Below are 24,912 nucleotides of genomic sequence, written 5' to 3' on the forward strand. Positions count from 1 at the left end.
TTATCGATTAGAACCCGTCATCATAGTCATCGTCATCATCGAAGGATGGTGATGCTGTATTCGTTTCTGGGGCTGGGGCCAATTTTCCTTTTTGTGACTGAACAAAAATCAACGCGATCAAAATACCAAAAATCGCATAGGTGACCATGGTAATTTCTAGCGAACTGAAAACTACACTCATGAAATAGGCCAAGAAGAAAAAGACCATATAATCTTTTCGACCGATCACATAGACGGTAGTTGCAATCCCGATCGCTGCCAATCCGCCGCCGACTACTTCTAAAATATGGATAACGACTGTCCCCTCAAGAGCATTGATGACATCAGCAATCAGTGGAGCGCCTAAATAAAGTGCAATAAATACCAGCGGAACAAATAAAATAAATGAAGCCAGCGTTGGGTATAAAATAATTGAACGCGTCATTGCTTTGTCATTAAGATCTTCCACTGCTTTATCCGTATATTTTCCTAAGAAGGTATTGATAAAGAAACGGAACTGATACAAATAACTCCCTAGCAAACCAACAGGTACGGCAACAGCAATCGCTGCTTCTGGTTGCAGATTTCCTAGCAAAGCTACCGGTACGGCAATCGCCGCTGCAATCGAAGGTTCCGCCGGCATGGATCCGCCGGGAGAAAATACCCCCATGTAAATCATTTGTAAAGCGGCAGTGACGATCATGGCTTGAGGCACATTTCCCATCACCAGTCCGACAACTAATCCCGTCATCAACGGTGAAAAACGTAAAGTCAGTGTGGCGCCTCCGCCGAGCCAACGAGACATGACTGCTGCAACCCATAGCGCAATCAGTAAACTTTGTGTAACACTTAATGTATCCATTTTTCCTCCTCCTAAACTTCTTTCAAATAGTTTTCTAAATCAAGAACAGCTTCTTTCAAGCGTTCTTTGGTGATTAAGACTGGAATCAAGTGTACTTTTTCTTTTGAATCTATGAACTGCACCAACTGATCAATGACTTGTGCATCTTCAGGAAAAATACCCATTTGATGTAAACTCATTGGTAAGTGCAATTCTTGATAAAAGGGGATCAACTGATCGATGACCGTCCATTTTTCTTCAAGCGCTAATTGATAAAACATCCCATAGGCAACCTTTTCCCCGTGAAGAAAACGATGACTCTCAGGCAGATATTTACTGATGGCATCATGCATCGCATGCGCCGCTGCATTGCGGGCATATTTATCGCCTAGCCCGCCTACCATTCCAGCAACTGCAATAACGATCTCCGACAAATGACAAAAGGCGTCTGTCACTTCCTGCCACTTCATATCTTCAATCGCTTGTTTCGATTGTGTCAAAATGGCTGTTTCGCATAATTTTGCTGTATAGCCTGCCATTTGCAAGAAAGGCTCATTTTTCAAATGTGGTTGGGCTAAGATTGCTTCCGATTCAATCCACTTTGCCAACGTATCTGCTAAACCGGCGATAAAGTAGGAGACTGGTGCATCGATCACTAACGTCGGATCGGTAATCAAAAAAGCAGCCTGTCTTAAATAGTGTTCCGACTTCCCTTCAGATTCTCCCGACTCTTTATACATGACAGACAAGGGTGTCCATGGTGCACAATTACTGGCCAATGTTGGGATCAGTCCAAAGGGTCGATTGACTACATGTGCTGCATATCCCACTAAGTCAGCTAACTTCCCGCCGCCAACCCCCAGAATAAAATCGATCGCCAGTTCTTCAACAAGATCAGCAATCAGTCCAGCGCCATAATAGCTACATTCTCCTGTGTAGCGATGATAAAAAATTTCCAAATGCGCATCTTCTAAAAAAGGTAATTTTGGTTTCGCTTTTTCCCAAGAAACCGTTCCATGTACGAGCAGCAGTCGTTTTACTTTGTACTCTTTTAATACTTCCGGCACATAGTCGATCGCGTCTTCATGATAACGATAAACTTGCGGTCCAACCTTTACTTTTAAATCCGTTAGCACGAGCTTCACTCTCCTTTATACAGCTAAAAACCGACTTTCCGCTTGAACAGCACGATCTGGCAGCAGTCCCTTAACGATTCGTTCAATATCCGTTACACATTTGTTTCCCATCTCTTCTAAGCATTCCATAGTATAAGCTGATGTATGCGGTGTCATAACTACATTTTCAAAAGCTAAATACGGATGATCTTTATGACCAGGCTCTTCCTCTAAGACATCGGTGGCAAGACCAGCGATTTTCCCACTTTTTAATCCGCTTACAATTGCCTCTTCATTCAAAAGTGCGCCACGGGCACTATTGGAGAGATACACTTGATCTTTCATTTTTGAAATTTCTTCAAAGGAAATCATATGATAATTTTCCTCCGTCAAGTTAGCACATAGACAAATAATATCTGATTTTGCTAGCAGCTCGTCTAGATCGACTTTTTTTCCGCCATAGCTTTGAATATGCAAAGCGGACTTATATGGATCGTATGCCAAAATCTCGCAGCGGAAACCATTTCTCAATATTTCTACTACACAACTTCCAGTATTGCCGACACCAATCACGCCTACTGTCTTGTTAAATAGTGCGCGTCCGACAAAGTTCGCTCGTTTTTCCCATTTATCTTCGCGGACCTTTGTATTCGATTCAACTGTACAGCGCAGAAGCGCCAATAGATTGGTCACGTTATTTTCTGCTACTGCATCTCGCTCGACCAAAGCTGGAATGATCGAAACAATCGTTTGGTGCTCCTTCGCTGCTTCTAAATCAATATTGTTATAGCCGATCCCGTGGCGTGTGATCAGTAGCAATTCATCTTTATACTCAAAAAACTCTTTGGTAAAAAATGGGGTAACACTTGCTATAATGATGTTGTATCCCTTAAGCTTTTCTGCCAATTCTTTCCCATTGATTTCGCTATCGAACGTGAAATGACTGACAGTTCCGATTGCTTTCAACCGCTCGATATGTTGCGGAAAGATTTTTCCAAAGCTGCTGGAATTCACTATAGCGATCTTAAACTGTTCCATATTCTTCCTCCTTACTCTTTTGCAACAATCTCGTGACCACCAAAACCATTCCTTAGCGCAGAGACGACTTTCGCTGAGAAACTGTCTTCTTCTTGGGACAAATTTCTCATAAACAAACTCATAGCGATCGTCGGTACAGCAACATTCATCTCCAAAGCCGTTTCCACTGTCCACCTAGCTTCACCAGAAGCTGCAACAACCCCGCGATATTCCTCCAACTTAGGGCTCTCATTAAATTGGGCCGCTGCGATTTCCATCAGCCAGCTGCGAATAACCGATCCATGATTCCATACCTCTGCGACGGAAGCCAAATCAAAGTCATAGGCACTTTGTTCAATCAATTGAAAGCCTTCACCGATGGCTTGCATCATTCCGTATTCGATACCGTTATGGACCATCTTTAGAAAATGACCGCTTCCTGATTCCCCTGCATAAAGGTAGCCTCCTAAAACAGCCACATCTGCAAACAAAGATTCCACCTCTGAAAAAGCGATTTCATTCCCGCCAATCATCAAACATGCATCTTTTCTAGCTCCGGAAACCCCACCAGAAGTCCCACAATCAAAGTAATGCACCTCTTTTTCTTTAAACCAGGCTGCTCGGCGAATCGAATCTTTGTAATTAGAATTTCCGCCTTCAATCACGATGTCTTTCGCTGATACAAGGGGCCATAGTTCTTCAAGAATCCCCTCAGTCACAGTTCCCGCAGGAAGCATGAACCATAAAACCCGTCGGCCGCTAAAAGAATTCGTCAAATCAGCTAGCGTTTGATAGAGTGTAATTCCAGCTTCTTGCGCTGTTTTCTGCGCATGTATCGAAAGATCCAGCCCTTTTACTTGATAACCTTGATCTTTTAAATTGAGGGCCAAGTTCAATCCCATTTTTCCAAGTCCGATAATTCCTATCTCCATGACAGCGCCTCCATTTCATACTTTCATTATACAAAAAAATATTTTTTTGTAAACATAAAAAATAAAAATAATTTTTATTTGCTTTTTTTCTTTAAAAGAGGTAACGTAACAATACAAAGATAATAATGTTCATATAAAGGAGGTAACCGTCTTTGACTGTTTCGATTCGCCTGCAAATAAAAACGCTTTATAAAGACTTAAGTCTCAAAGAACAAGCGATTGCCGACTACATTTTGGAAAATCCTAGTAAAGTCAGCCACAGTTCAATCAGTGATTTATCCAATGAATTAGGCATCGCTGATTCGACCTTTTTTCAATTCACAAAAAAACTCGGTTACAACGGATTTAAAGACTTCAAAATGGCAATGCTGATGCAGGAAAATGATTTTTCTGCCATTTCGATCCATGAAAATATCCAGAAGTCTGATAATGAATTGACTATGGCTCAAAAAGTATTTGATTCCAATATGACCACATTGACTGATACCAAAAATCTTTTGAAAGAAGAAGATTTAAAGCTTGCTGCTGCAATGATCAATCAATCTAAACGACTTTTTTTCTTCGGCGTTGGTGGTTCAGAGATCGTGGCAACCGATGCCTATCACAAATTTTTGCGCTCGCCGATCACTGTTTTTCACAGCAGTGATTATCACATCCAACTGATGGAGGCTTCATTGTTGACGCCAGATGATTGCGGCATTTTTATCTCTCATACTGGAAAATCAAGAGAAACCATTGAACTAGCTCAAGTTGCCAAAAACAATGGTGCCAAAATTATCGTCATTACTAGCCATGCTGCTTCCCCTTTAGCCAAACTCGGCGACGTGGTTTTCATCTCTATTTCCGAAGAAACTGAGTTTCGCTCAGAGGCATTGGCATCCAGAATCGCTCAACTGAGCATCATGGATTCCCTCTATGTCATCTTAATGTTTATTAATCGAGACAAAGCGCAACAATCGATTGCCAAAATTCGACGCTCCATTTCAAAAATCAAAGAACCCTGAGAAGGGAAGAAAAAACTTACATTTTTCTGCGTTTCGCTAATTCTTTTGTGAATCACAGTTGATATGCAAAAAAACTTGTGCGTTTTTTCTGTACTCTTCGTTGGTTTCTTATCAACTTTTTCAGTTCTGAATCTCAAATGCGCTGAGCCTGCCAAAAATCTTGTCCCTTACTCTTGCTAATGTTCGCAAAAAAACCACATCACAAAGCTATCCGCTCTGTAATGTGGTTTTTTAAGACTATCTTTTTTAGGTAAATCAATAACGACTAGACACAATCTCTGCTCCAAAGGGCATCAACGCTAAGCGCGCCATTTTCAATGATTGCGCCGCAAATGGAATGCCGATGATCGTGATGGCTAGAATGACTGCGCTAGCTAAATGGCCTAAAGCCAGTGGTATACCAGAAAAAATCAACCATAAAATATTTAGAATCATGGACACGCCACCGCCACGGTAAACGATGTCTTTCCCAAATGGTGCGAGTGACAACGTCGCAAACTTAAAACATTGCAGACCAATGGGAATGCCGATGATGGTGATACACCATAAACACCCAGCCAAAAACCATGAGATCGCACCGATCAAGCCGCCAAAGACAAACCAAATCACGTTGCCTAAAAAATTCATCTGATTGCCCTCCTTCTTTTTTTAATAAAGACTGCTCCTGTTTTAGCAAAGAAAGCAGGGGACATCGAAAGCACTCAGACGTGCGCTATCGTCTGATGCTCCGCTTCTCTTTTTTCTTAATACAAGCGAAATGTGTTATTTTGTAAAATGCTTATTGCCCAGAATCAACGGTTGATTCGCTGCTATTGTTAGACTCATTTGAGTCATTTCCGAAGACACCGGTGATCGAAGACCAGATGCCGCTAAAGAAGCTCTTGATATTTTCCCAAAGTCCCTTAGAGGTTTCTTCGATTTGCTTGCGGGCTTCTGATAGATCCAATTCTTTGATGAAGTCATCGAAGATATTGTTGTCTCGCATGTCGCTCATTAAAGAGGTCAATTCAGAAATTTGATTCTCCGTAACGATTCCTTCCAGTCCATTGTTCTTCAAGGCTTTTTCTACTGTCTCTTGAATATCTGCTTGGGTTAATTCCGTACCATCTGCGGTTTGAGCAGCCAAATCGGTTTTCGCTTGTTCTTGTGCTGCATTCAATGCTTCATCGGAATAGCCTTCTTTGTCTTTGTTCTCTTCGGTGATCGTCGAAAGCACATCCATCTCATCTTGAGCTACAGCTACTCGATTCTGATTGATGACGCCGCCTGATTCTTCAACGATTTTGTATACCCCAGCTAAAGCACCGGAACCGTCGATTGGTACAGCAGAAGCGACCGTTAGCTTCGCATCAGTGATCCCTGCCGTCAGCGCTGCATTTTGATATTGGGCTGCGGTGATGCGGGTAATGTTATCTGGTGTCGCGATATCGACAGTGATTCCTGCTCCGCTTTCTTGCGTCTGCATTCTGACCGAGCTATAGACCGCCCAATCTGCGGTAAAGCCACCATCGGGAATGTATTTCATCAAGTCAGTACCGTTTGTCGTATAAATCGGTGTTTCGCCTTGAATGCCCAGGCGTTCAAGTGTGTAGTCTTCTTGTGCTTTCGTCAAGGCATTTCCGATCGCCACGGCATTGACTTGCAAACGATCTGAACTGCTGTCAGAGGTATTTGTTTGACTGTCGGTAGTGGCTGTCGTTGCGGTAGAATTGCTCGTTGCAGTGGAACTGCTGGTCGTTGAATTGGTTTCGTCAGCAAAAACTTGTGGTGCTGCTAATAAAACTTGGCTAGATACCAAGAGAGTCGCTAAAATCATCGCTGGTTTTCGAGTCTGTTTTTTCATCACTATCTCCTCCAAGTGTTGATCTCTTTTTCAGGGATTTTTCCCTCTTACTGCTGTTATTGTACTATAGGTTTTCTTGCAAAGCCTACGTCTAGAGTCTGAAATGAAGAAAAACTTAGAACTCTACTGCTATTTAAAAAAGGCGCAATTTGGTATTATCCTTGGTACAGCAATACTTTAGACGCTTTTCTTTTCATCAACTGTTTTTTTAGCAAAACCAACAGTATAGGATTTCAAACGGCTGCCCACTTTCCTCAAACCAAGAAAGGCTCCCGTTAAAGCTATCGTATAAAAGAACAACGGAAACCCTGCGAGTGAAAAAAAGACCTTCCCGGTTTCTAGAAACAGCGGGTGACTCAGAAAGATCAATCGACTAGCCTCAGCTGCTTGTTTTGCTTGCCAAGTCCGCTTTGGGGGTTGCTGCTTGATCAGCCAAGCAAGGAAAAAAAGAGTCGTCGGCACAAAAAACAGCATGAAATTCTTATCGTCCCCCTGATTGAGATACACCAGTCGACCTTCAATGCCTAATAAGCAAAGAGAGACCGCGAGTTTTCTACCAAGATGCTTCGTAAAAAAAGGGTGTTTTTGGTGTTCTCTTAAACAAACCCCACACAATAAAAATAAAAACCCATAAAAGAGTCCGTTTCTCGTTGTAAAAAATAGTGTCCGATAGCTTTGATAGCATACCAATAAAGGTCCACTTAAATAACTGCTGTACGTTTCAAGACAGCCAATCACATACAAACTGATCGCCAGTAAAAACTGCCGCCGATAGCCAAGAAAGCGAGTTTTTCGTACTAACCACATGCCAAAGAGCAACGCTGGAAAATACCAAAGATGGTACCAGACCCCTACTGTAAAAAAGCCAGTAGCCAAGCCGATGACCCGTAATGAATCAGCAAGATTTTGCTGCCCTAAATAAAACCAGCCTAAGGGAAGATACACGATCGACCAACGCAAGTAAAGCTTGAGTTGTCGTTTGCACCATTGCTGCCATGAACAGGTACTCTTTTGAAAAAAATAGCCATTCAGCAGCAGAAAAAAAGGAACCGCCAAACGACATAAGAGACTCTTTAACAAAAAATGAAGCCCGTTGTTTTCTGCCAGTCGGCCACAATGAATGAGAATCACCAATAAGGAAGCGATGAATTGGATGTAGCCAATTGGAACCATAGGTTGTTTTGTCTTCATTCGATCGTTTCTCCTTTCTCCGTCAAATTTGATCAAACATACTTCACTCTACTGGTCCTTTCTTTTTGTGACCAGCACGGAAAGCTTCCAAGATAGAAAGGCAGCGCAACAAGTAGAAACATTGATAAATAAAGATGTTACCCTTTGTTGCATCGCTAATTTCAAAGATCCTCGTTCGCATAGAAAAGAGTTTGCTATAATATAAGAAGAATGATGGAGGCAAAACAGACACATGGATATTGGGAAAATTATTAAAGAAGAACGCACCAAACGAAATCTCACACAAGAACAATTGGCGCAGGAATTTTTTGTCACTCGGCAACTGATTTCAAAATGGGAAAACGGCAAGAGCTATCCTGATCTAGACCAAGTAGTCAAGTTGAGCAACTATTTTGAATTGACCTTGGACTATTTATTAAAAGAAGACCAGCAGATGGTCCAAGAACTCAATCTGACCACCCACCGCAAACGAATTGGCCTCGTATTGATCGCCCTTTTGACTGTTCTCAGTATTAGCTTAAGTACGATTTTGCTGGCAGGATTTTGGATCGATCCAGTCTTTTTCACAAAAGAAGACCTAACGATCACTTCTATTAAAAAGTACCACTTGCCTGCCACTGAGATAACGAATCAGGAAACCGGACAAGTGATTCAGCTGCCTGAAGATACGGAATACTTGATCACTTATACGATCGATCGGCCGCTGGTAAAAACGGATCGTCTGTCGGGTTATAAAGAATACAGCAGCGAAAATGCCAGCCAATTAACGGCTTTGGGTCATCGCGGTTTTCATTTTGGCGCGCAAACAAGCAAAATCGTCATTCGCAGCAATCGCGAAGACAATTTAGCTGCACCAGAATTAAATGCAGGCAAGGATCTTTATCTTCGTAATATGAATAAAGCGCGCGTCTATCAAAAATCTGCAGCTGGTGTCGCATTTTCTATCGAAGATGAAGGCGACCTCCTCTTTACTGCAGAAGAACTGGCGCAATTGCCCTTTGAACAAGGACAGCTGCCAGAGTAAACAAAAACCACCGAATCGTTTTGATTTGGTGGTTTTTTGCTGACTTTCTTATCCTAGCAAGATCATTGCGATCGCCGCCAAGGCGTTGTTGAGAAAATGCATGGCGATGGCTGTTTCTAGACGCTTAGTTTTTACATAAATCAACGCCATGATCAGTCCCATAGCACCATAAATCAAAAATTCGACCAGATTGGTGACGGAATGGATGATACTAAAAACTGCTACACTTGAAATGATCCCGACTATTGGGTATTTCTCGAATAAAAGGCCAATAAACCCACCACGAAAAACGATCTCTTCCATAATTGGCGCAGCAACAGCGATCAATAAAAAGATCAAAAGCGGATTTTCGCCTGTAAACAGTTCCCCTAACAATGCATCATTGGCGGTCGCCTCTTGATCGGATATATGCTGCAGATAGAGCGTTCCGCCAACTGCAACGACTCGACCTAAAACAAACCCTCCGACGATCCATAGCCAATTTTTCTTCGTTGACCAGCCAAAGTCAAAGGTGGCAAGTCCTAACTTTTTAGCCAAAAACATCAGTAGACCAATGTTTGCCAAAAGCAAGGCAATCAACCCATAGCTGATCATCGCAGGAATCGTCGGTTCTCCTGCTTCCAAATAATAGATTTTTACCACGCTAAATGCGGTCATCCCTACTTGACTAAGTAAGAATAAGCCAATCAAAATAAAGACATTCTTTACTGCTTTCATGCTCTCCTCCATTATTTGCTCATTGCATTTTTCAGGATTGGGTTACGACAAATCATGACACAGCCCATCATTTGGTTCCCCATGTTTCCAGAAAATGCTCAGCCACTATCGGCTGCTTATAATGATACTTAGTTTCCTCATTATTTACAACTAATAAAAAATAAAAATAGTTATTTTGCTCATTTTATCGAATAAACCACGCTTTTTCATTCCCATTCTTTTCAAAAAAAATATAAGTAATGTTTGAAAAAAGCGCTCTCTTATGCTACACTGTTCCTACTTTTGTTTGGCTGACGAACCGCTGCCCCAACCATGTTCGTTTGGACCAACTCGTTGCGAGTATTCGATTTCGAATGCTCTTTTTGTCGCGTTTGTCAAAAGAAAGTGAGTGAATCCAAATGATCCAAGTAGAACACCTCAGCAAGACCTTCCAAGTATCCAAGCGAAAAAGCGGCTTTCGCCAAGCAGCCAAAGCCTTTCTTTCTCGTGAAACCACCACCGTCCATGCGTTGCAAGACATCAGCTTTACCATCAATGAAGGCGAAATGGTTGGCTACATCGGGCCTAATGGTGCTGGAAAAAGTACCACCATCAAAATCATGTGCGGGATTTTGACCCCTGATCAAGGCGTTTGTCACATCAATGGTCGTACGCCTTGGCAAGAACGTATTCAACATGTCAAAGACATCGGCGTCGTCTTCGGGCAACGCAGTCAACTCTGGTGGGATGTCCCCGTCAATGACAGCTTTGATTTGATTCGTGATATCTACAAAGTCGACGCTGCTAGTTATCAACGCAACCTAGAAGAATTAGTCACCTTACTAGATTTAGGTGAGATCTTAAAAACCCCTGCTCGTTCCTTAAGTCTCGGTCAGCGTATGCGCTGTGAGATCGCAGCCTCCTTACTCCATGACCCCAAAATCTTATTTCTTGATGAACCCACCATCGGTTTAGATGCTGTGTCAAAAATCGCCGTGCGTCAGTTCATCAAAAAAAGAAACCAAGAAAAAGGTACCACAGTCATCCTGACGACCCACGATATGCAAGATATCGAGGCGCTGACACAACGAATTCTGTTGATCGGCAAAGGGCAAATTTTGCTAGATGGTCGCCTCGATGAACTAAAGCACCGTTTTTCTGATGTCAAAACGCTGGAGGTCGACTATCAAGGGAATGAGCCCCATCTGCCAGAAAATGTCCAACTTCTTCAAAAAGACGTCGGTCGCCTTGTTCTGAAGCTTGATCCCAAAGAAGTGTCGGTCGCTCAGCTGCTCAGTCTGCTCAGCAGTCAAGTCGAGATCACCGATTTGGCCGTTGCCAGTATCACCGCCGAAGAAATGGTCGCCAAGCTGTATCAGGAGTATCAGATATGAGGAAGTATCAGGCATTTTTCCGCATCCGCTTTATCAATACCTTGCAATACCGCTCGGCGGCAATTGCCGGGATGGCTACGCAACTAGCTTGGGGCTTGATGGAAATTCTGGCATTCCACGCCTTTTACCAAGCAGATCCTAGTGCCTTTCCCATGACCTTTCAACAAACCGTCTCCTATGTTTGGCTCCAGCAAGCCTTCTTGTCTTTATTTATGTTGTGGTTCTTTGAGGCAGAAATTTTCAATACCATCACCACAGGGTCGATCGCCTATGAACTTGTGCGGCCGATGGATCTATACAATCGCTGGTTTTGCCAATCGGCTGCCAATCGCTTAGCAAAAGCCGTCTTGCGTTGCGGACCGATTTTTGTGATTGCCTTTTTACTGCCAGCACCTTATCGTTTAATTCTGCCAGCAAACATCGTTGCCCTGTTCTTGTTTCTTTTGTCTATGGCGCTGAGTTTAGGTGTAGTGATCGCTATGTCGCAGCTGGTCTACATCTCGACTTTTTATACATTATCCTCCATCGGGGTGCGGGTCGTCATCAGCTCCATCGGTGAATTTTTAGCTGGTGGGGTCATTCCTCTGCCTTTCTTTCCGCAGCCTTTTCGCCAATTCGTGGAACTACTGCCTTTTGCTTCCATGCAAAACGTCCCGCTGCGAATTTACAACGGGGATCTGACTGACTTGGCGCTGGTTTCAGCATTGCTCTTACAAGCCTTTTGGCTCGTACTTTTGATCGTGATCGGAAAAATTTGGCTGCAGCAGGCGCTCAAACGTGTCGTTGTGCAAGGAGGTTAAGGAATATGGTTTATTGGCATTATTTTTGTATCCATCTCAAAAGTCAGATGCAGTATAAAGTTTCCTTTGTGTTAACCGCTTTGGGACAATTTCTAGGTTCCTTTACTGCTTTTTTAGGCATTTGGTTTATGTTTACCCGCTTTCATCAAGTGGATGGCTTTACCTTTGAGGAAGTCCTGCTTTCCTTTGCGACGGTTTTGTTTGCCTTTTCGATTGCGGAATGCTTCTTTCGCGGGTTCGATCTTTTTCCGCAAATGATCAGTAATGGCGAGTTCGATCGAGCACTCGTGCGCCCCCGCTCCTTGATTTTTCAAGTCTTAGCTTCCAAAATGGAATTCTCGCGTCTCGGCCGTTTTATTCAAGCCTTGCTGTTGTTTGCTTATGCGATTCCTAATAGTGGAATTGCTTGGCATTTTGGAAATGTCCTGACTCTTTTTCTGATGATCGTCTGTGGCGCCCTCTTTTTCGCCCTATTGTTCTTAGTGTATGCCGCCATTTCCTTCTTTACGATCCAAGGACTTGAATTTATGAATATTTTTACCGATGGTGCCCGCGAATTCGGCCGCTACCCCTTCAGTATCTACGGAAAACACGTCTTGCGTTTATTGACCTACGTCGTGCCGATGGCTTGGTTTCAGTATTATCCGTTTCTGTATGTCATTGGTCGCGTAACTAATCCTTGGTGGATCTTATCACCCTTGGTTTGTCTACTCTTTGCCTTTCCCGCCTTCTTCTTTTGGCGAGTAGGTTTGAAGAACTATATTTCTACGGGTTCGTAAATAAAAAGGAGCGCCTCTCTTTGAAACTAAGAGAATGCGCTCCTTTTTTATTCGGTTATTTCAAGTGAAAAACAGCCTCTCCTTGCTGAATATCGCCGTCTGTTCGCAGGCACTTCCCGCCTTGTTCCTCCATGAAGACAACGATCACCATGGTCTCTTTGCCCATTTCCTCAACTGCTGCTACATCCATTTCTGCCAGCAACTCACCTGTCGTGACTGACTGGTTTTCTTGGACCGCGATCGTGAAGGGCTCCCCTGCTAACGCCACTGTTTCAATTCCCATATGGATCAAAAGGGAACGGCCATCCACCAACTCAACGGCTAAGGCATGCTGTGTTGGAAAAATCGTTCGAACCGTCCCGGCTGCTGGTGCATAGATTTTTCCGTGATGATGAGAAACGGCAAATCCATTTCCCATCATTTTAGACGAAAATACCTCATCTGGTACTTCTTCGATCGGTAGCAGTCGGCCTGTTACCGGTGCACAGATTTCTATTTTTCTTTTAAAAAGCATCCGTAATTCCTCCTTAGATTGCCGACAGTGTTCTCTGACAGCTAGAATAGATAAGAAAAGCTACGAAGGGCAATAAACCAAAGATAAAGATGGCAGTATCGAGGGACAGCACCTGCGAAAGAAAGCCGCCAGCTAATGGCGAAAGAAACGATGCCGCACCAATGTACACACTGATCGATATCAGTTGTCCAGAAGAAAAAACAGCTGGCGGTGTAATAGCACTGATAATCATTCGACTGCCGATGGTAAATGCCGGTACAGTGAAAAACTGCAGAAAACTGGCTGCCAAAAGTAAGAATGGGCTACTAGCAAGCCAATAGACAAAAAATTGTAAGGTTAAAAATATGCCTGCAATCAAAATCAAGCGCTCATTTTTCCATTTAGCAATCATGCGATTCAGCAAAAGGTACGCTGGAATTTCACAAAAGGATTGGATCGACCATTTCAGACCAACAAATTCACTGCCTCTTTCCATTGTAATCAGCTTGTCGATAACGACCGTATTGTTCGCAACGATTGTCAAGTACAAGAGAAAGAACAGTCCCGTATAAACCAAAAAGCGTCGGTCTTTGCATAACAGAAGAATGTCTGCCAGCGAGACACCGCTGTTTGTTGCTGTTCCTTGCTTTTGCGGTAAGGCGTTTTTCTCTGGGATCGTTCGTGAAAATGTATAATTGATAAGCAAAAAGAGGAGCAGCGGCAAACTAAACCAGCGATAATTATTGGAAAATAAAAAGAATGGCACGCAGACACTCATCATACTCCACCCTAAAGAGCCGTTTGCTTTGATTGAAGCAATTCTTTTTGAAGTACTGGACTCCGATAATACCCAGTTATCGAGCACCGTTGCTGTTGTATTGGCTAATCCACCCGCAATAGCCAATACCAGAAGATGGATCAGCCAGTGGTCTTTTCCTAACCAATAAAAACTAATGGAGAAGAAAACCAGAAAGATCATCAGAAGCATCGAAATACGTTTTAATCGTTTGCTCTTGTCCGAATAATAGCCGATCACTAACTGAAAAAGAATTGTCGTGATGCTGTAGGAGGCTAAAAACCAGCCTCTTTCAAGCGCATCATAGCCTTGCTCAGTTAAAAAAGGAACGATTTGTGTCATCAAAATCGCCATCGTTGCATATTGAACAAAATAGATTACTTGAAATTTGTGTTTGATTTCCATTCTTTGTTTATGATCGGCTGAAGGAAATTCCTTCAGCCGATCCCTTTCCTTTTTACCTGCTGAACCTATTTAAGTTCTGGCCAATATGGTTCGTTCGCCACAATCATTTCATCTAATATTTCTTTGGCGACTTTCGCACTTGGTACAGTTTTGTTCATAGTAAAGGACTGCCACAATTTTTGGTAAGACTCTTGTTCCCAAGCATCAACTGCCAATTTTTCAGATGCGATCTGCTGCTCCATCAATCCCTTTTGGAATGTTGGAATATCACCGATCGACAAGACTTCGTAGCCATCTTTTCCAACTAGACAAGGCAGTTCCACCATTGCATCATGGGCAAAGTTGGCAATTGCGCCGTTGTTTTCAACAATAAGAATCATACGTTCTTTCGTATTAAAGGTTAGTGCGCAAGCAAGGTCTGTAATAAAGGAAGCATGTTCGTTTGAGGCAAATGTTGTATCAACTGCTGTGTTGTTTGCAACGATTCGTCGGCATTCATCAAACACATACTTCTCTCGTCCGTCAATGATCTCATTGGCACGGGTATACTCTTTGTCCGCATGAGCCACCGTTTCATCAGCCATCAAATAATATTTCAGATAGGTATTCGATAAAAATTCTGGTTCAATTTCGTGCAGATCTTTAGCCGCCCACATCGTTTCCAGCCAACTGCTTTCTTTATGCTGGCCTTTTTGTGTTTGTTCGGTGTAGCCGTACTTTTGAACATGCGCACTGATTTGTGGCATCAAGTCATTGCCGTCATGGTCTTTGATGCTGGTCCACCAGCCAAAATGATTCAAGCCGAAATAGCTCGTCTCAAATTCTTTCCGATCCTTCAACCCAATCACTCGCGCCATGATATCTTCCAAACAAACTGGCATATCACAAATATTGATGATTCTTGAATTTGGTCGGAATCTTCTGGTCGCTTCGGCAACGACTGCTGCTGGGTTGGAATAGTTCAAAAGCCAGGCATCTGGCGAGTATTTTTCCATGTAGTCGACTAGTTCTAAGATCGGTCCAATCGAGCGCAGGCCATAAGCTAAACCACCAGGTCCGCAGGTCTCTTGTCCGACAACATTATGCCTGAAAGGAATTTTCTCATCTTGTTCCCGCATAGCATATTTGCCGACACGAAGCTGTGCCATTACGATATCGACATCCGTAAAAGCTTCCTTTGGATCGGTTGAATATTCGAACTGTACTTCTGGCGCTCGCTCGGCAATAATGATCGCACAAGCTTTTGCTACGGTTTCTTGTCGCTTTTCATCGTTGTCATAAAATTTGATTTTTCTAACTGGAAAGCGCTCTTGACTTTCTAATAACATCATAACTAGCGATGGTGTATAGGTACTTCCGCCACCTGCAATTAAAATTGAACTTTTTTTCTTACTCATGGTACTTGTTCCTCCTTGTGATTCTGTTTTATTCGGCCATTAGTTCTTCGAATGATTCTCTAACCGTTGGTACCGTTAATCCTACAATGATTTGAATGCCGCCATTTCCAGGGTTGACCAATCCTGAGGCACCTGCTTCTTGAAACTGCGTACTATCTGCAACTTTGTCGGCATCCTTAACAGTCAAACGCAGCCGTGTCGCACAATTCGTTACATCAATGACATTGTCTTTCCCACCTACCAAGTGCATATAGGCCTGTGCTTGCCGCACATGTTTTGGTAATTTTTCATCTTGCTTTTTGTTGTCATAATCTGCTTTTGTATACAACTGCATTGCTGCAGTATCATCCTCACGTCCAGGCGTTTTTAAGTTGAACTTCTTGATCATAAAGGAGAACACAAAATACCAGATAGCGGTAAAAATCAGCCCGATAATGATTTGGGTAATATAAGTTGAACTGTGAAATTTCCACAAGGGCAGCCAATTTAGACCTAACCAGTTGATCAATCCGCCGCCAAAGTCCCCGACAACCCCGAAAGCATAGGAGATTGTGGCGATCGAAGCATCCAGTAAAGCATGAACGAACCATAATGCTGGTGCAACAAACAAGAAAGTAAACTCGATTGGTTCAGTGATTCCGGTCAAAATAGCCGTCAATGCTGCCGGTGCAATCAATGCGATCACTTTTTTCTTTTTATCAGGCCGAGCCGCTTGGATCATCGCTAAACTCAGACCTGCCGTTCCAAAGACTTTCGACATTCCTGATAGTGAGAAACCGCCAAACGGATAGAGTTCTTTCAGCGAAAATGCAGTAGTTTGGAACTCGCCAATGTGGGAGGCCCAATAAACGGCCATTCCCCCTTCGACAACCGCACTGTCATAGGCGAACGGTGCATAAACAAAGTGATGCAAGCCTGTTGGAATCAGTATTTTTTGCAAGAACTGATAAATAAAGACACCGAAGTTTCCTGATTCAATGAAAAAGCCTTGCATGCTTCTCATTCCCTCTTGGATAACTGGCCAGACAAAACACATGAGTACTGCCAAAGGAACCATGGCAAAAAAGGAAATCATGGTTACAAAAACTGAGCCGCTGAAATTCGATAGCATTTCTGGCAATTCTTTTTCATAGAAGCGATTGTGGAGATAGACAACGATTCCCGAAATCAGCAAGCCGCCCATCATGCCGGTATCTAAGGTGATGATTCCTGCAATCGAGGTCAACCCAGAACCAGCAGTTGCCCCTTGAGCTAAATCTACCGCAAATGATTCTGGCCACAAAGTTAAAATTGCATTTACAAAATAATTAAAAGCGATATAAGTAACGAGTGCCTCCATCGTAGCGCGAGCGGCGTATTTTTTAGCTAGACTGATCGGCAGCCCTACTACAAATAAAAGCGGTAATTGGAAGAAGGGCGTCCAGCCTCCTGCTGCGATCACATTCCAAAATTTGAACCAGAGGGTATTTGGTGCTGCGATATCCCCCATAATCGTCTGATTCGAAAATAGCAGAGAAAAGCCGATAACGATCCCAAAAAAGGAAAACAGCATGACCGGTGCCAGCATCGCTCCGCCGAACCTTTGAATTTTTTTCATCATAGTTTTTCGTCCTTCACGTTTTTTAGTTAAGCGCTTTACTGATTCTCATTTTACTATTAAAATGATGCTATGAAACCCTTTTCCGTTGTTTAAAAGTTTCTCACATTTGAAAGGTTTTTTTCACATAAAATGTGAATTGTCACACAGAATCAATGGAGAGATAAAATGAGGAGATAGCCTATGCTGCAAGACCGTATCACTACCTACCAGTCAAGATTAACCGAGAATGACTTTTTGATCTGGTCCTACATCACCACTCACAAAAAGCACTGCTTGGCAATGTCCATCAATGATTTAGCCAAGGAGTGCATCGTTTCTAGGACGACGATTATGCGCTTTTGTCAAAAAATCGGCTTTGATGGCTTTTCAGAATTCAAATACCATTTAAAGAACGAGGTACAACAAGAAAATGCCCTACTCTCTGAGATTGAAGGCGAAATTCTAGACAATCATATTCAAACGATTGAAAATTTAAAAAAGAAAGATTTTACAGCATTGTGCAAGATGATGGCTCATGCCAAACGAATCTTTGTCTATGGTTCAGGGGACATTCAAAACCTTGTTTCCAATTATATGAAACTCTTATTTTTGCCTAATGGACTACTTGTCTACGATTTTGGTGCGATCTCAGTCAATGAACAATTTTATCGCATCATCGAGCCAGATGATTTAGTGATTTTGATTACTTTAAACGGTGAGTCACCCACCGTTGTCAAACTAGCAAAGCAACTGAAACAGCGCAATATCAACACGATCGGGATCACGAAGCTGAGAAACTCAACGGTTTCTAAACTCTGTTCTGAAACGATTTTCTTTTTAAATCCAGAGATCCAGTCAACCGAAAATGCGATCGCTCCCTTTGAAACGACCGCCACACTTTTCTTTGTGATCGAGTACTTATTGTTAAAATATGATGCTTGGCAAAAACAAGCCGCAAGCGTCTCAGAGCCATAAAAGTTCTCTTGGTTTTCCTTCATTCATTTAACTTACAGTATTTTGAAAGACGCTTGAATAAGCCATTTTCAGCCAATTTCTGCTAGGAAAAGCAGCCAATCTCTGGTAAGATAAATAAAAACGTAAAAGAGGACCAGTTATGGAATATTTAGCGATTTTACTTGTTTTCTTTCTATTGAATGTAGTGATACTTGTACTTGGATTGAAGAAGAAACGAATCATGCTGCTTTTTCTGTCACTCTCTGGTTTATTGTTGGTTTGCTTGATTGCCATATCTTACGTTTTCTTCTATTCAAATACACTTTAAGTCGTCAAAAACACGGGAAGCTGGCTACGAACCTACCGAAACAAACGAGGCTGTTTTAGTCATTACACCCGACGTATAGGACACATTTGTTAAAATTTATTTGAGAAAAAAATGACTGTGACATAAGTCGCGAAAAAAGCGTAATGAATAACGGATATCCGTTCATTCATTACGCTTTTCTCTTGTTCTTTTTTCATGATGAATAATTAAACGAGCTATACTCTCCACATGTTTCACAGATATAGTAATAGTTGCGTTTCTTCTTATTATAAAGTTTCAACTTCTTCCCATTTTTACAACTCTTGCATTCTTCTAATTCAGTCAAGGTTTTATAATAAAATAACTCACTGATCATTTCTGGATAAAAATGCGCAAGCAGCTCAATCAGCTTTTTTCTGTCAACCAACAGTAGATTATCACCGGCTATTTCTAATGCTTGATCTGTAAAAAAATGTGTAGTGATGAAAAGCCCATTGGGAAACCCTTTGTCTGGAAAAATCCCTTTAAATGCGGCAACAAGTGGCTTACTGATCCGCTCCGTCGTCTTTTGCGGATTCCAAGCTTTACATTGGACCGCTATTGCCTTTTTATTATTAGAAAAAGCATACACATCAATACCACCATCTTTGTAACCATCGATGTTTTGGACGGTATATCCCATCTTTTGTAAAATACATTCAGCAATATAATTCAAATCCTCCGATTTACAGGTTTCTAATTGAGCCACAATCTTTTTCAATTTTTTCGGGTATGTACGTTCATTAAAGTTGCTTAGTTCTGGTAAATTAATAACTTCTTTCTTTTTCTTAAATGAAAACATGTCTCTTCCTTTCTTGATTGTTTTGGATGTGATTAGTTAAAGCTTAGCTAGTAAGTGGTCTTTAATTATGTAGAGTAAAACTGGTTTTTAAAGAGAGGAAATAACTACTTTTCTCAAAAAAACGTTTGAATTCGGTGAAATAAGTCAAAATAAGAAACTTATAAAGGGATATTATTAATTTAATGATAATTTTATTTAAGCTAAAAGTCAATTGAAGCTTGAATATTCAATAACAATCGAAGGTTAATCAAATCACTCTTGATCACTGCTTCATTTAAAAAAATTTCTAGATAGGATTCGTTATAGTGCTAATTTCCACATTCTTGTCTTACTGATCTATTGAGTCCTCTTACTTTACTTGTAACAGATTCTGAATGGTTTCTTTCGCTTTAGCAGTTGATTGTCTATTACCAATAAAAATAAAAAAAGGTTTCCCTCGTAAAAGGGAAACCTCTGAAATGTTGTCGAAACAACATTTGCAGTTATTTGTCTTATTCTGCAGCGTTGTTGTCTTTGAGACCGTATTTCATATCTTTGAATTTTTTAATAAGTTCTAGTATTTCTCAATTAGCTTAAATTCAGCTTTTTTAGTATTGCAATATACTCTATAAATTCCCTTGTTTTCTTCTAGGGGTAGTCAAGGGGTAGTCAATCCGCCAGCATGATACGAACCAACATACATAGTTTTCAAAGCCTGTATTAGGCTTTTTTCTTTACCTTTTGTTCGCTTTACAACAAGAACAAACGTTCGTATAATTCTTGCAAGGAGTGATTGATATGCAAATACCACTTGCGCACCAACGGACATATGCTTTTGAACGCTACTACTACGAATTTATCGAAAGAATGGGCCCAGCTCATCTATTATACGATCAATTCGTTAGAACCATGGATAATTTCGGAAAGCCCTACTTTACCGTTCCCTCAAGCTACAGTGGTTATTTGGAAGAACTGGCTTTTGTGTTTAAAAAAGACGGCGACAACTATCTCTTTGATCATGTTAGGACACAAGACATGATTCTCCGAAAATACGATCCGAATATAAAATATAAGCCCGGCGGTAACTGATATGAACATAATCAGTCAATATGAGCAGGGCTACCTATCTTTCTCTGAGTTTATAAATGGTTTTCCGTACAGTATTTCTGAATCTCAGGAAGCTTTATACGGCGCAAGATGCGTCGAGTTTTATGTCGCTGTCACTTTAGGTAAAACGGATTGTCGCTATTATTTACAAGATTACGGAGGCGATTGTTATGAAAACGATGAAAGGTCATGCATCGAAGATACGTGTGTTGAAGATGAGCAAGACCCCTTTGGTGCGGTTCTCGATTGGTAGAGTGAATTGTTTAATTGCGGGGCATAGTTTGAACTTCTTAGCCGATGTGGATGAGGGAATGCAGATTGTGGTTGCTGGTGAGTATAACGATCGCAAACAGTTTGTTGTGAAGAAGTATACTGTCATTGGCAAAACGAAGATCATGATTGAATTTGAAAATATCAATGTTCGATAAGCGTATTACTTTTCCTATTAAGTAAATTACTATATGATGATTATTATGATGACGGAACATAGTTCCACTTGCACGGCATATGAGAATATGCTGTGCTTTTTTTGCAAAAAAACCACTCCCGGGGAGGAGTGGCACAATTAGATAAAAAAGTTTTTTTATATGGTAAATTAATTATATGAGCGATCTAAAATTTATTCAAACCTTCTGCTCAAAAATAACCCACCCTCAAGGAGAGTGGGCCTGAAAAAAGATATAAAATGAAATAGCCCCGGTCAAGGCTATGATTCCATTTTACAAAGTAATATTTTTTATTTCAACAAAAAAGCCTCCCTAGTTATGATAGAGTGGATCAAAATAAGTAAAACAATGAAAAATTAAATTGGTTAGTTATTTACATACTATAGCCTTATTTGGATACAATTACCCTTTTTTAAGATTTTCTTTTTTCAGACATTTTTAAATAAATTTCTGATATACTGAAAAAAAGAAAAGAGGACCGTCATGAGAAAAATTTTAGGTGGACTATTGCTAATATTAGTTTTAAGTGGCTGTGCATCAGCCAGTAAAAACTCTGATTCGAATAATATCGATGAAGTTCATTTTAAAGTTATGAACGGAAGTATCTATCAATTTGAAGATATAAATAAGAAAAGTTTGGATCAAGAAATAATTTCAAAGGTTCAAGATATGATATCCGAACTAGAGCTTACAGATAAGAACAAAGTAAAAGATTATGATGGACTTGTTGGAGCTAATACTTATGCGCTAGATTTATCTGAAAATGACAAGATAATTACTAGCTATACTTTTTATGGAAATTTTGTCACAGTAAAAACCGATGATGCAGAAAGCATCTATGAGTTGGATAATATGAAAGATGCAGAAAATCTTATTAATTTTTTACAAAAGATCTAGCGGTTAACTAAATATTTTTACAAGCCCGCCGAAGCGGGCTATGTATTTATATAAACCAACCATCTCCATAGAGGAGTAACATAATTAAATAAAAAAATTTTTTTAATGAATATTGTTTTTCACATTTCATGCTGGTCAAAAAAAGCTGTATACTTCTCCAAAAGTTTAAAATCCTGCTCAAGATTTTTTCTAATTATTATCTTATCTCTTAAAAATGACTTACGAGATGTACGTGCTATCTTGTGATAAACATCATTTTTTATTAAATAGTCTAATTCTTCATTAATTGTCTCGAGGTTGCTTTGATCAGACGAAGATTGAAAATAGCGTATCGAATTGTATTCTAGGTGTCTTGCGCTGTTAATTACTTTTCTATAATGTAGTTTATCAACTTTCATAGAATCACCTCTAATACAAATCTACATCATTCTTAACTTTCTATCAATATGTTTAATTAATAAAATACTAATTTTAATACAATAATTAATATAAGTGGTCAAATTTTTAGAGCTTAGAGTATATATAAGAGATTTCTAATCAATAATATCTATTACGTTGAAATAATGATAAAATAAAAAAGAAGAGTGTTAGGCGCACTTCCCCAAGTTTTCACCGCCTAACTACTCTTCATAAAGTATTGCACGCACCTACTAATTTATAGTATAAACTTATTTACTGCAAGTAAAATGAATATGATCTATGTACAAGCCCGCCGAAGCGGGTTATTTTTTAAACTACTGTTTTTTGAAGCTCTGTAAAACTTTCTACAGTTTTGATTTGTTCACTCCCACGAGGCCAACGATATTCCCTGCAAGCTGCACCTGTTGCATTACGCACCATCGCTCTAAAGTGTTTGACTTTTTCATCATTGTTCAGATGAAATCGTTTATTCCCCCATACACCATATCCATCACTGATATTTCCTTTTGCTTGTGGTTGCCAATAAATAAACATACCAATTCCTCCTAAGATTTTTTCGATTTCTGGTGTATCCTTGATTACTGATTCTTGATTATTTGAATTGATCGTATATCCAAATAATTTAACAACTTCTTGAACTGCTTTATCAAGATTTGGAAGCAACTTATTCATGTCGCCCTGATTATCAATAAAGCCCCATTCAATAAGCAATGTGCGCCCATTTGAGTTACGAATAACATACAAGCTAGTAGTTGCTTTTGCACCTCGGTTAAATAGCCCAGTTACTTTGGCGATAGTAGCAGAGACTTTTTCTGCCATTTGTCTAGCCGATTCATCGCCCGCCCAATACCAAACTTCGACACCGTTCGCAGTACCATTAAAAGCATTCAAGTGATTGCTAATATGATAATCTCCCGGAAAGTTGTTCATATTCGTCACAATATTACCTAAGTTTTGATTGACTGAGGTCGCTTTATAATCTGAAGTATCAGGTACCCCAGTATAAGAGCGCATCAGCTCATTTATTTTATGTGCGATTTCAGCTTCTTTATATCCGCAGCCTAAAGCGCCAGGATCCATCATATTTAATCCCCAATGACCACCATGCGAATCTTTAAACGCCATTCTACTCACCTCTTCCTACATAAAAATAATCTTCTAATACTTCCCCTAAATCAGAACCCGTCTTTTCATGCAGATTCTTTTCGAATATGAAGGATTCATCCTTGCCTGTTTTGCTGAACTCATTTGGAAGTACATATTTAAGTTCATTTGATTGGTTCATTGCATGTGAAGCATCTTCTACTGGATCGACCGTTTGAAGTGCTTGTTCGTTAGCAACTTTTTCAAAGTCATTAATAAATTTCTCTTTGTTTCTCATGTTCATCATCCCTTCAAGTTAAAAAGATCAACCTATTGGCTACTCTTTCTTTTCTGTGAACTCCTGCCCATCACCATAGTCTGGTTTAGCGTTGGAATCTTTAATAAATCCAGCGCCTAAGTCATAAAATCCACCTGCGGCCAATCCTGACAAGAATCCTGCCCAACCAAACACAATCAATTGATCTGGTACCATTGTTGCGGCGTAAACGATCCCGACTGCTGTCCCTAAAAAAATATTAATGACCGGCAATAATTTGTTATCTGGGATCATTTTCTTTACTAATCCCGTCACTGCCATAACTACCCCTACGATTACTGTTGCTGCTGTTAAAATATGTTCCATATTAAATTCCACCTTTCAAAATTTTATTCTCATTTTTTAATGTTTCGTTTTCGCCTTCCAAAACATCAATAACATCTTCCAAACGGTCAATTTCCTCTTTATAAAATGCAATTTCCTTCTCATATTTTTCTTGCAACTGCTCTACTTTCTTTTCTAGCTTATCAACTTTATCTTGCAGCTCTTTGTTTATCGCAACATATTGATCATATAGGGCTTTTGCATTCTTGACATTCTCATTCTGCAAGCTGACTTTGTTTGTTGATTTGGTCGCAAGATAGGTACCAGTTGAAGTAACCAGTGCTACCAAGATTAGCGTAATTTGCTGTGCATCCATGCTAGCCCTCCTTTAGGGCTATTCCAAAAGCAAGAGCAGCCATTCCAAGCGAAAAAGTCCACACAGTGTTCGGTGGCGGTGTTAGTAAAAAAGAGACTGAAAAGACTGACCAAACAGTTGCCAACAAAATGAGTGATCCGTGTTTTATTTTTTTGTTATTCACCCAAATTCCAATAAGCTTTAAGCATCCTAAAATGATAAAGACTGCACCTATAAATTGGTTATCAAAAATATCATCGATTAAATCGTATACTCTATAACCTTGAAGAATTTGCGGATAAAAGAGTAGCATCATCCCATATAAAATTGATACAACACTTAGTACTAAACTATCCCATTTGAGTATGATTATATTTTTCATAATCCACCTACTTTTCAATAAATTAAAAGAGCAACCTATTCTGGCTGCTCTTTCGTCAACATATTAACAATCTTATTTTCTGCAACTACTAAAACTTCACTTAAATCAAGTGTATCTGCTGAAATAATTAATTGTCCCGTAATTGATTCGTTATTCTTATTTTGACTATCAACTGAAACATAATACTTAGTAATCTTCCCGTCTTGATCATACTCGGGTGTAATGCTTGTCCATCGCACAAATATTCCTCCGTTT

The 24,912-nt window shown here is 40.5% G+C and carries 30 protein-coding genes; 9 read left to right on the forward strand and 21 right to left on the reverse strand.

The window, feature by feature from the left end:
- Positions 1-7: 7 nt before the first annotated feature.
- The 4 genes from IGI69_RS13265 to gnd are packed head-to-tail and all read right to left on the reverse strand — an operon-like array spanning position 8 to position 3,884.
- Complete coding sequence (locus IGI69_RS13265; protein ID WP_008380575.1) at positions 8-841, reverse strand: PTS mannose/fructose/sorbose/N-acetylgalactosamine transporter subunit IIC; 834 nt, start codon at positions 839-841, stop codon at positions 8-10.
- A gap of 11 nt (positions 842-852) precedes the next feature.
- Positions 853-1,956 carry an iron-containing alcohol dehydrogenase family protein gene (locus IGI69_RS13270; RefSeq protein WP_438741130.1) on the reverse strand — a complete coding sequence of 368 codons (1,104 nt, stop codon included), beginning with the start codon at positions 1,954-1,956 and terminating at the stop codon, positions 853-855.
- Positions 1,957-1,971: 15 nt separating this feature from the next.
- The gene (locus IGI69_RS13275) at positions 1,972-2,973 is read right to left on the reverse strand and encodes a D-isomer specific 2-hydroxyacid dehydrogenase family protein (RefSeq protein WP_438741133.1); all 1,002 of its coding nucleotides are present in this window, start codon (positions 2,971-2,973) and stop codon (positions 1,972-1,974) included.
- Between the two features lie 11 nt (positions 2,974-2,984).
- Positions 2,985-3,884, reverse strand: coding sequence for a phosphogluconate dehydrogenase (NAD(+)-dependent, decarboxylating) (gene gnd / locus IGI69_RS13280; RefSeq protein WP_270266637.1), 900 nt, complete (start codon positions 3,882-3,884; stop codon positions 2,985-2,987).
- 152 nt (positions 3,885-4,036) lie between these two features.
- On the opposite strand from gnd, the gene IGI69_RS13285 reads away from it, so the two are divergent.
- Positions 4,037-4,888, forward strand: a complete 852-nt coding sequence (locus tag IGI69_RS13285; RefSeq protein ID WP_005228428.1) for a MurR/RpiR family transcriptional regulator — start codon at positions 4,037-4,039, stop codon at positions 4,886-4,888.
- 255 nt (positions 4,889-5,143) lie between these two features.
- On the opposite strand, the gene IGI69_RS13290 is transcribed toward IGI69_RS13285, so the two are convergent.
- From IGI69_RS13290 to IGI69_RS13300, 3 genes are all read right to left on the reverse strand, one after another.
- The gene (locus IGI69_RS13290; RefSeq protein WP_270266635.1) at positions 5,144-5,515 is read right to left on the reverse strand and encodes a YccF domain-containing protein; all 372 of its coding nucleotides are present in this window, start codon (positions 5,513-5,515) and stop codon (positions 5,144-5,146) included.
- Between the two features lie 151 nt (positions 5,516-5,666).
- Positions 5,667-6,731: a DUF1002 domain-containing protein gene (locus tag IGI69_RS13295; RefSeq protein WP_438741136.1), complete on the reverse strand. Its 1,065-nt coding sequence runs from the start codon at positions 6,729-6,731 to the stop codon at positions 5,667-5,669.
- A 177-nt stretch (positions 6,732-6,908) separates the two neighbouring features.
- A complete protein-coding gene (locus IGI69_RS13300) occupies positions 6,909-7,922 on the reverse strand; it encodes an acyltransferase family protein (RefSeq protein ID WP_270266633.1) in 1,014 nt (337 codons plus the stop codon).
- Between the two features lie 232 nt (positions 7,923-8,154).
- On the opposite strand from IGI69_RS13300, the gene IGI69_RS13305 reads away from it, so the two are divergent.
- Positions 8,155-8,946: a helix-turn-helix domain-containing protein gene (locus tag IGI69_RS13305; protein ID WP_438741138.1), complete on the forward strand. Its 792-nt coding sequence runs from the start codon at positions 8,155-8,157 to the stop codon at positions 8,944-8,946.
- A gap of 48 nt (positions 8,947-8,994) precedes the next feature.
- Here the strand turns inward: IGI69_RS13305 and IGI69_RS13310 are convergent, their stop codons facing one another.
- Positions 8,995-9,663 carry a CPBP family intramembrane glutamic endopeptidase gene (locus IGI69_RS13310; RefSeq protein ID WP_060791459.1) on the reverse strand — a complete coding sequence of 223 codons (669 nt, stop codon included), beginning with the start codon at positions 9,661-9,663 and terminating at the stop codon, positions 8,995-8,997.
- A 398-nt stretch (positions 9,664-10,061) separates the two neighbouring features.
- Between IGI69_RS13310 and IGI69_RS13315 the strand changes: the two genes are divergently transcribed.
- From IGI69_RS13315 to IGI69_RS13325, 3 genes are read left to right on the forward strand one after another with little or no spacing between them, the layout of a single operon-like run.
- Positions 10,062-11,036 carry an ABC transporter ATP-binding protein gene (locus tag IGI69_RS13315; RefSeq protein WP_015510305.1) on the forward strand — a complete coding sequence of 325 codons (975 nt, stop codon included), beginning with the start codon at positions 10,062-10,064 and terminating at the stop codon, positions 11,034-11,036.
- The gene (locus IGI69_RS13320) at positions 11,033-11,836 is read left to right on the forward strand and encodes an ABC transporter permease (protein WP_010749956.1); all 804 of its coding nucleotides are present in this window, start codon (positions 11,033-11,035) and stop codon (positions 11,834-11,836) included. The genes IGI69_RS13315 and IGI69_RS13320 overlap by 4 nt, the downstream gene beginning before the upstream one ends.
- A gap of 5 nt (positions 11,837-11,841) precedes the next feature.
- A complete protein-coding gene (locus tag IGI69_RS13325; RefSeq protein ID WP_005228413.1) occupies positions 11,842-12,615 on the forward strand; it encodes an ABC transporter permease in 774 nt (257 codons plus the stop codon).
- A gap of 55 nt (positions 12,616-12,670) precedes the next feature.
- Here IGI69_RS13325 and IGI69_RS13330 read toward each other — a convergent pair whose 3' ends face one another.
- The 4 genes from IGI69_RS13330 to IGI69_RS13345 all read right to left on the reverse strand — a co-directional run bounded on the left by IGI69_RS13330 (position 12,671) and on the right by IGI69_RS13345 (position 17,306).
- Entirely contained in the window at positions 12,671-13,129 is a 459-nt protein-coding gene (locus IGI69_RS13330) for a PTS sugar transporter subunit IIA (protein WP_016621670.1), read from the reverse strand.
- 13 nt (positions 13,130-13,142) lie between these two features.
- The gene (locus tag IGI69_RS13335) at positions 13,143-14,309 is read right to left on the reverse strand and encodes an MFS transporter (protein ID WP_010749958.1); all 1,167 of its coding nucleotides are present in this window, start codon (positions 14,307-14,309) and stop codon (positions 13,143-13,145) included.
- Between the two features lie 65 nt (positions 14,310-14,374).
- The gene (locus IGI69_RS13340; protein WP_010749959.1) at positions 14,375-15,706 is read right to left on the reverse strand and encodes a 6-phospho-alpha-glucosidase; all 1,332 of its coding nucleotides are present in this window, start codon (positions 15,704-15,706) and stop codon (positions 14,375-14,377) included.
- A gap of 28 nt (positions 15,707-15,734) precedes the next feature.
- Positions 15,735-17,306 carry an alpha-glucoside-specific PTS transporter subunit IIBC gene (locus tag IGI69_RS13345; RefSeq protein WP_016608417.1) on the reverse strand — a complete coding sequence of 524 codons (1,572 nt, stop codon included), beginning with the start codon at positions 17,304-17,306 and terminating at the stop codon, positions 15,735-15,737.
- Positions 17,307-17,486: 180 nt separating this feature from the next.
- On the opposite strand from IGI69_RS13345, the gene IGI69_RS13350 reads away from it, so the two are divergent.
- Positions 17,487-18,260 (forward strand): MurR/RpiR family transcriptional regulator, encoded by a 774-nt coding sequence (locus IGI69_RS13350; RefSeq protein ID WP_010749961.1) that lies wholly within the window; start codon positions 17,487-17,489, stop codon positions 18,258-18,260.
- A gap of 27 nt (positions 18,261-18,287) precedes the next feature.
- On the opposite strand, the gene IGI69_RS13355 is transcribed toward IGI69_RS13350, so the two are convergent.
- Positions 18,288-18,533: a hypothetical protein gene (locus IGI69_RS13355; protein WP_016608418.1), complete on the reverse strand. Its 246-nt coding sequence runs from the start codon at positions 18,531-18,533 to the stop codon at positions 18,288-18,290.
- 227 nt (positions 18,534-18,760) lie between these two features.
- Positions 18,761-19,387, reverse strand: a complete 627-nt coding sequence (locus tag IGI69_RS13360) for a restriction endonuclease (RefSeq protein WP_005228410.1) — start codon at positions 19,385-19,387, stop codon at positions 18,761-18,763.
- A gap of 777 nt (positions 19,388-20,164) precedes the next feature.
- Here IGI69_RS13360 and IGI69_RS13365 point away from each other — a divergent pair.
- The 3 genes from IGI69_RS13365 (at position 20,165) to IGI69_RS13375 (ending at position 21,816) form a co-directional block, all read left to right on the forward strand.
- A complete protein-coding gene (locus IGI69_RS13365; RefSeq protein ID WP_271812279.1) occupies positions 20,165-20,455 on the forward strand; it encodes a DUF5960 family protein in 291 nt (96 codons plus the stop codon).
- A 188-nt stretch (positions 20,456-20,643) separates the two neighbouring features.
- Positions 20,644-20,901 (forward strand): hypothetical protein, encoded by a 258-nt coding sequence (locus IGI69_RS13370; protein WP_074536837.1) that lies wholly within the window; start codon positions 20,644-20,646, stop codon positions 20,899-20,901.
- A 501-nt stretch (positions 20,902-21,402) separates the two neighbouring features.
- A complete protein-coding gene (locus IGI69_RS13375; protein WP_074536836.1) occupies positions 21,403-21,816 on the forward strand; it encodes a hypothetical protein in 414 nt (137 codons plus the stop codon).
- Positions 21,817-21,935: 119 nt separating this feature from the next.
- Here IGI69_RS13375 and IGI69_RS13380 read toward each other — a convergent pair whose 3' ends face one another.
- The 7 genes from IGI69_RS13380 to IGI69_RS13410 form a co-directional block, all read right to left on the reverse strand.
- Positions 21,936-22,214 carry a hypothetical protein gene (locus IGI69_RS13380; protein ID WP_142967367.1) on the reverse strand — a complete coding sequence of 93 codons (279 nt, stop codon included), beginning with the start codon at positions 22,212-22,214 and terminating at the stop codon, positions 21,936-21,938.
- Between the two features lie 331 nt (positions 22,215-22,545).
- Complete coding sequence (locus IGI69_RS13385) at positions 22,546-23,361, reverse strand: N-acetylmuramoyl-L-alanine amidase (RefSeq protein ID WP_081343909.1); 816 nt, start codon at positions 23,359-23,361, stop codon at positions 22,546-22,548.
- 1 nt (position 23,362) lies between these two features.
- Positions 23,363-23,617, reverse strand: coding sequence for a DUF5960 family protein (locus IGI69_RS13390; protein WP_074536840.1), 255 nt, complete (start codon positions 23,615-23,617; stop codon positions 23,363-23,365).
- A 39-nt stretch (positions 23,618-23,656) separates the two neighbouring features.
- Positions 23,657-23,962 (reverse strand): hypothetical protein, encoded by a 306-nt coding sequence (locus IGI69_RS13395; protein WP_074536834.1) that lies wholly within the window; start codon positions 23,960-23,962, stop codon positions 23,657-23,659.
- Between the two features lies 1 nt (position 23,963).
- Positions 23,964-24,296 (reverse strand): hypothetical protein, encoded by a 333-nt coding sequence (locus IGI69_RS13400; protein ID WP_074536833.1) that lies wholly within the window; start codon positions 24,294-24,296, stop codon positions 23,964-23,966.
- A 1-nt stretch (position 24,297) separates the two neighbouring features.
- A complete protein-coding gene (locus tag IGI69_RS13405; RefSeq protein ID WP_074536832.1) occupies positions 24,298-24,657 on the reverse strand; it encodes a hypothetical protein in 360 nt (119 codons plus the stop codon).
- Between the two features lie 35 nt (positions 24,658-24,692).
- Positions 24,693-24,896, reverse strand: a complete 204-nt coding sequence (locus IGI69_RS13410; RefSeq protein WP_074536831.1) for a hypothetical protein — start codon at positions 24,894-24,896, stop codon at positions 24,693-24,695.
- Between the last annotated feature and the right edge of the window lie 16 nt (positions 24,897-24,912).

It is taken from the genome of Enterococcus sp. DIV1083b (assembly GCF_051713705.1).
Lineage (GTDB): Bacteria > Bacillota > Bacilli > Lactobacillales > Enterococcaceae > Enterococcus_D > Enterococcus_D casseliflavus.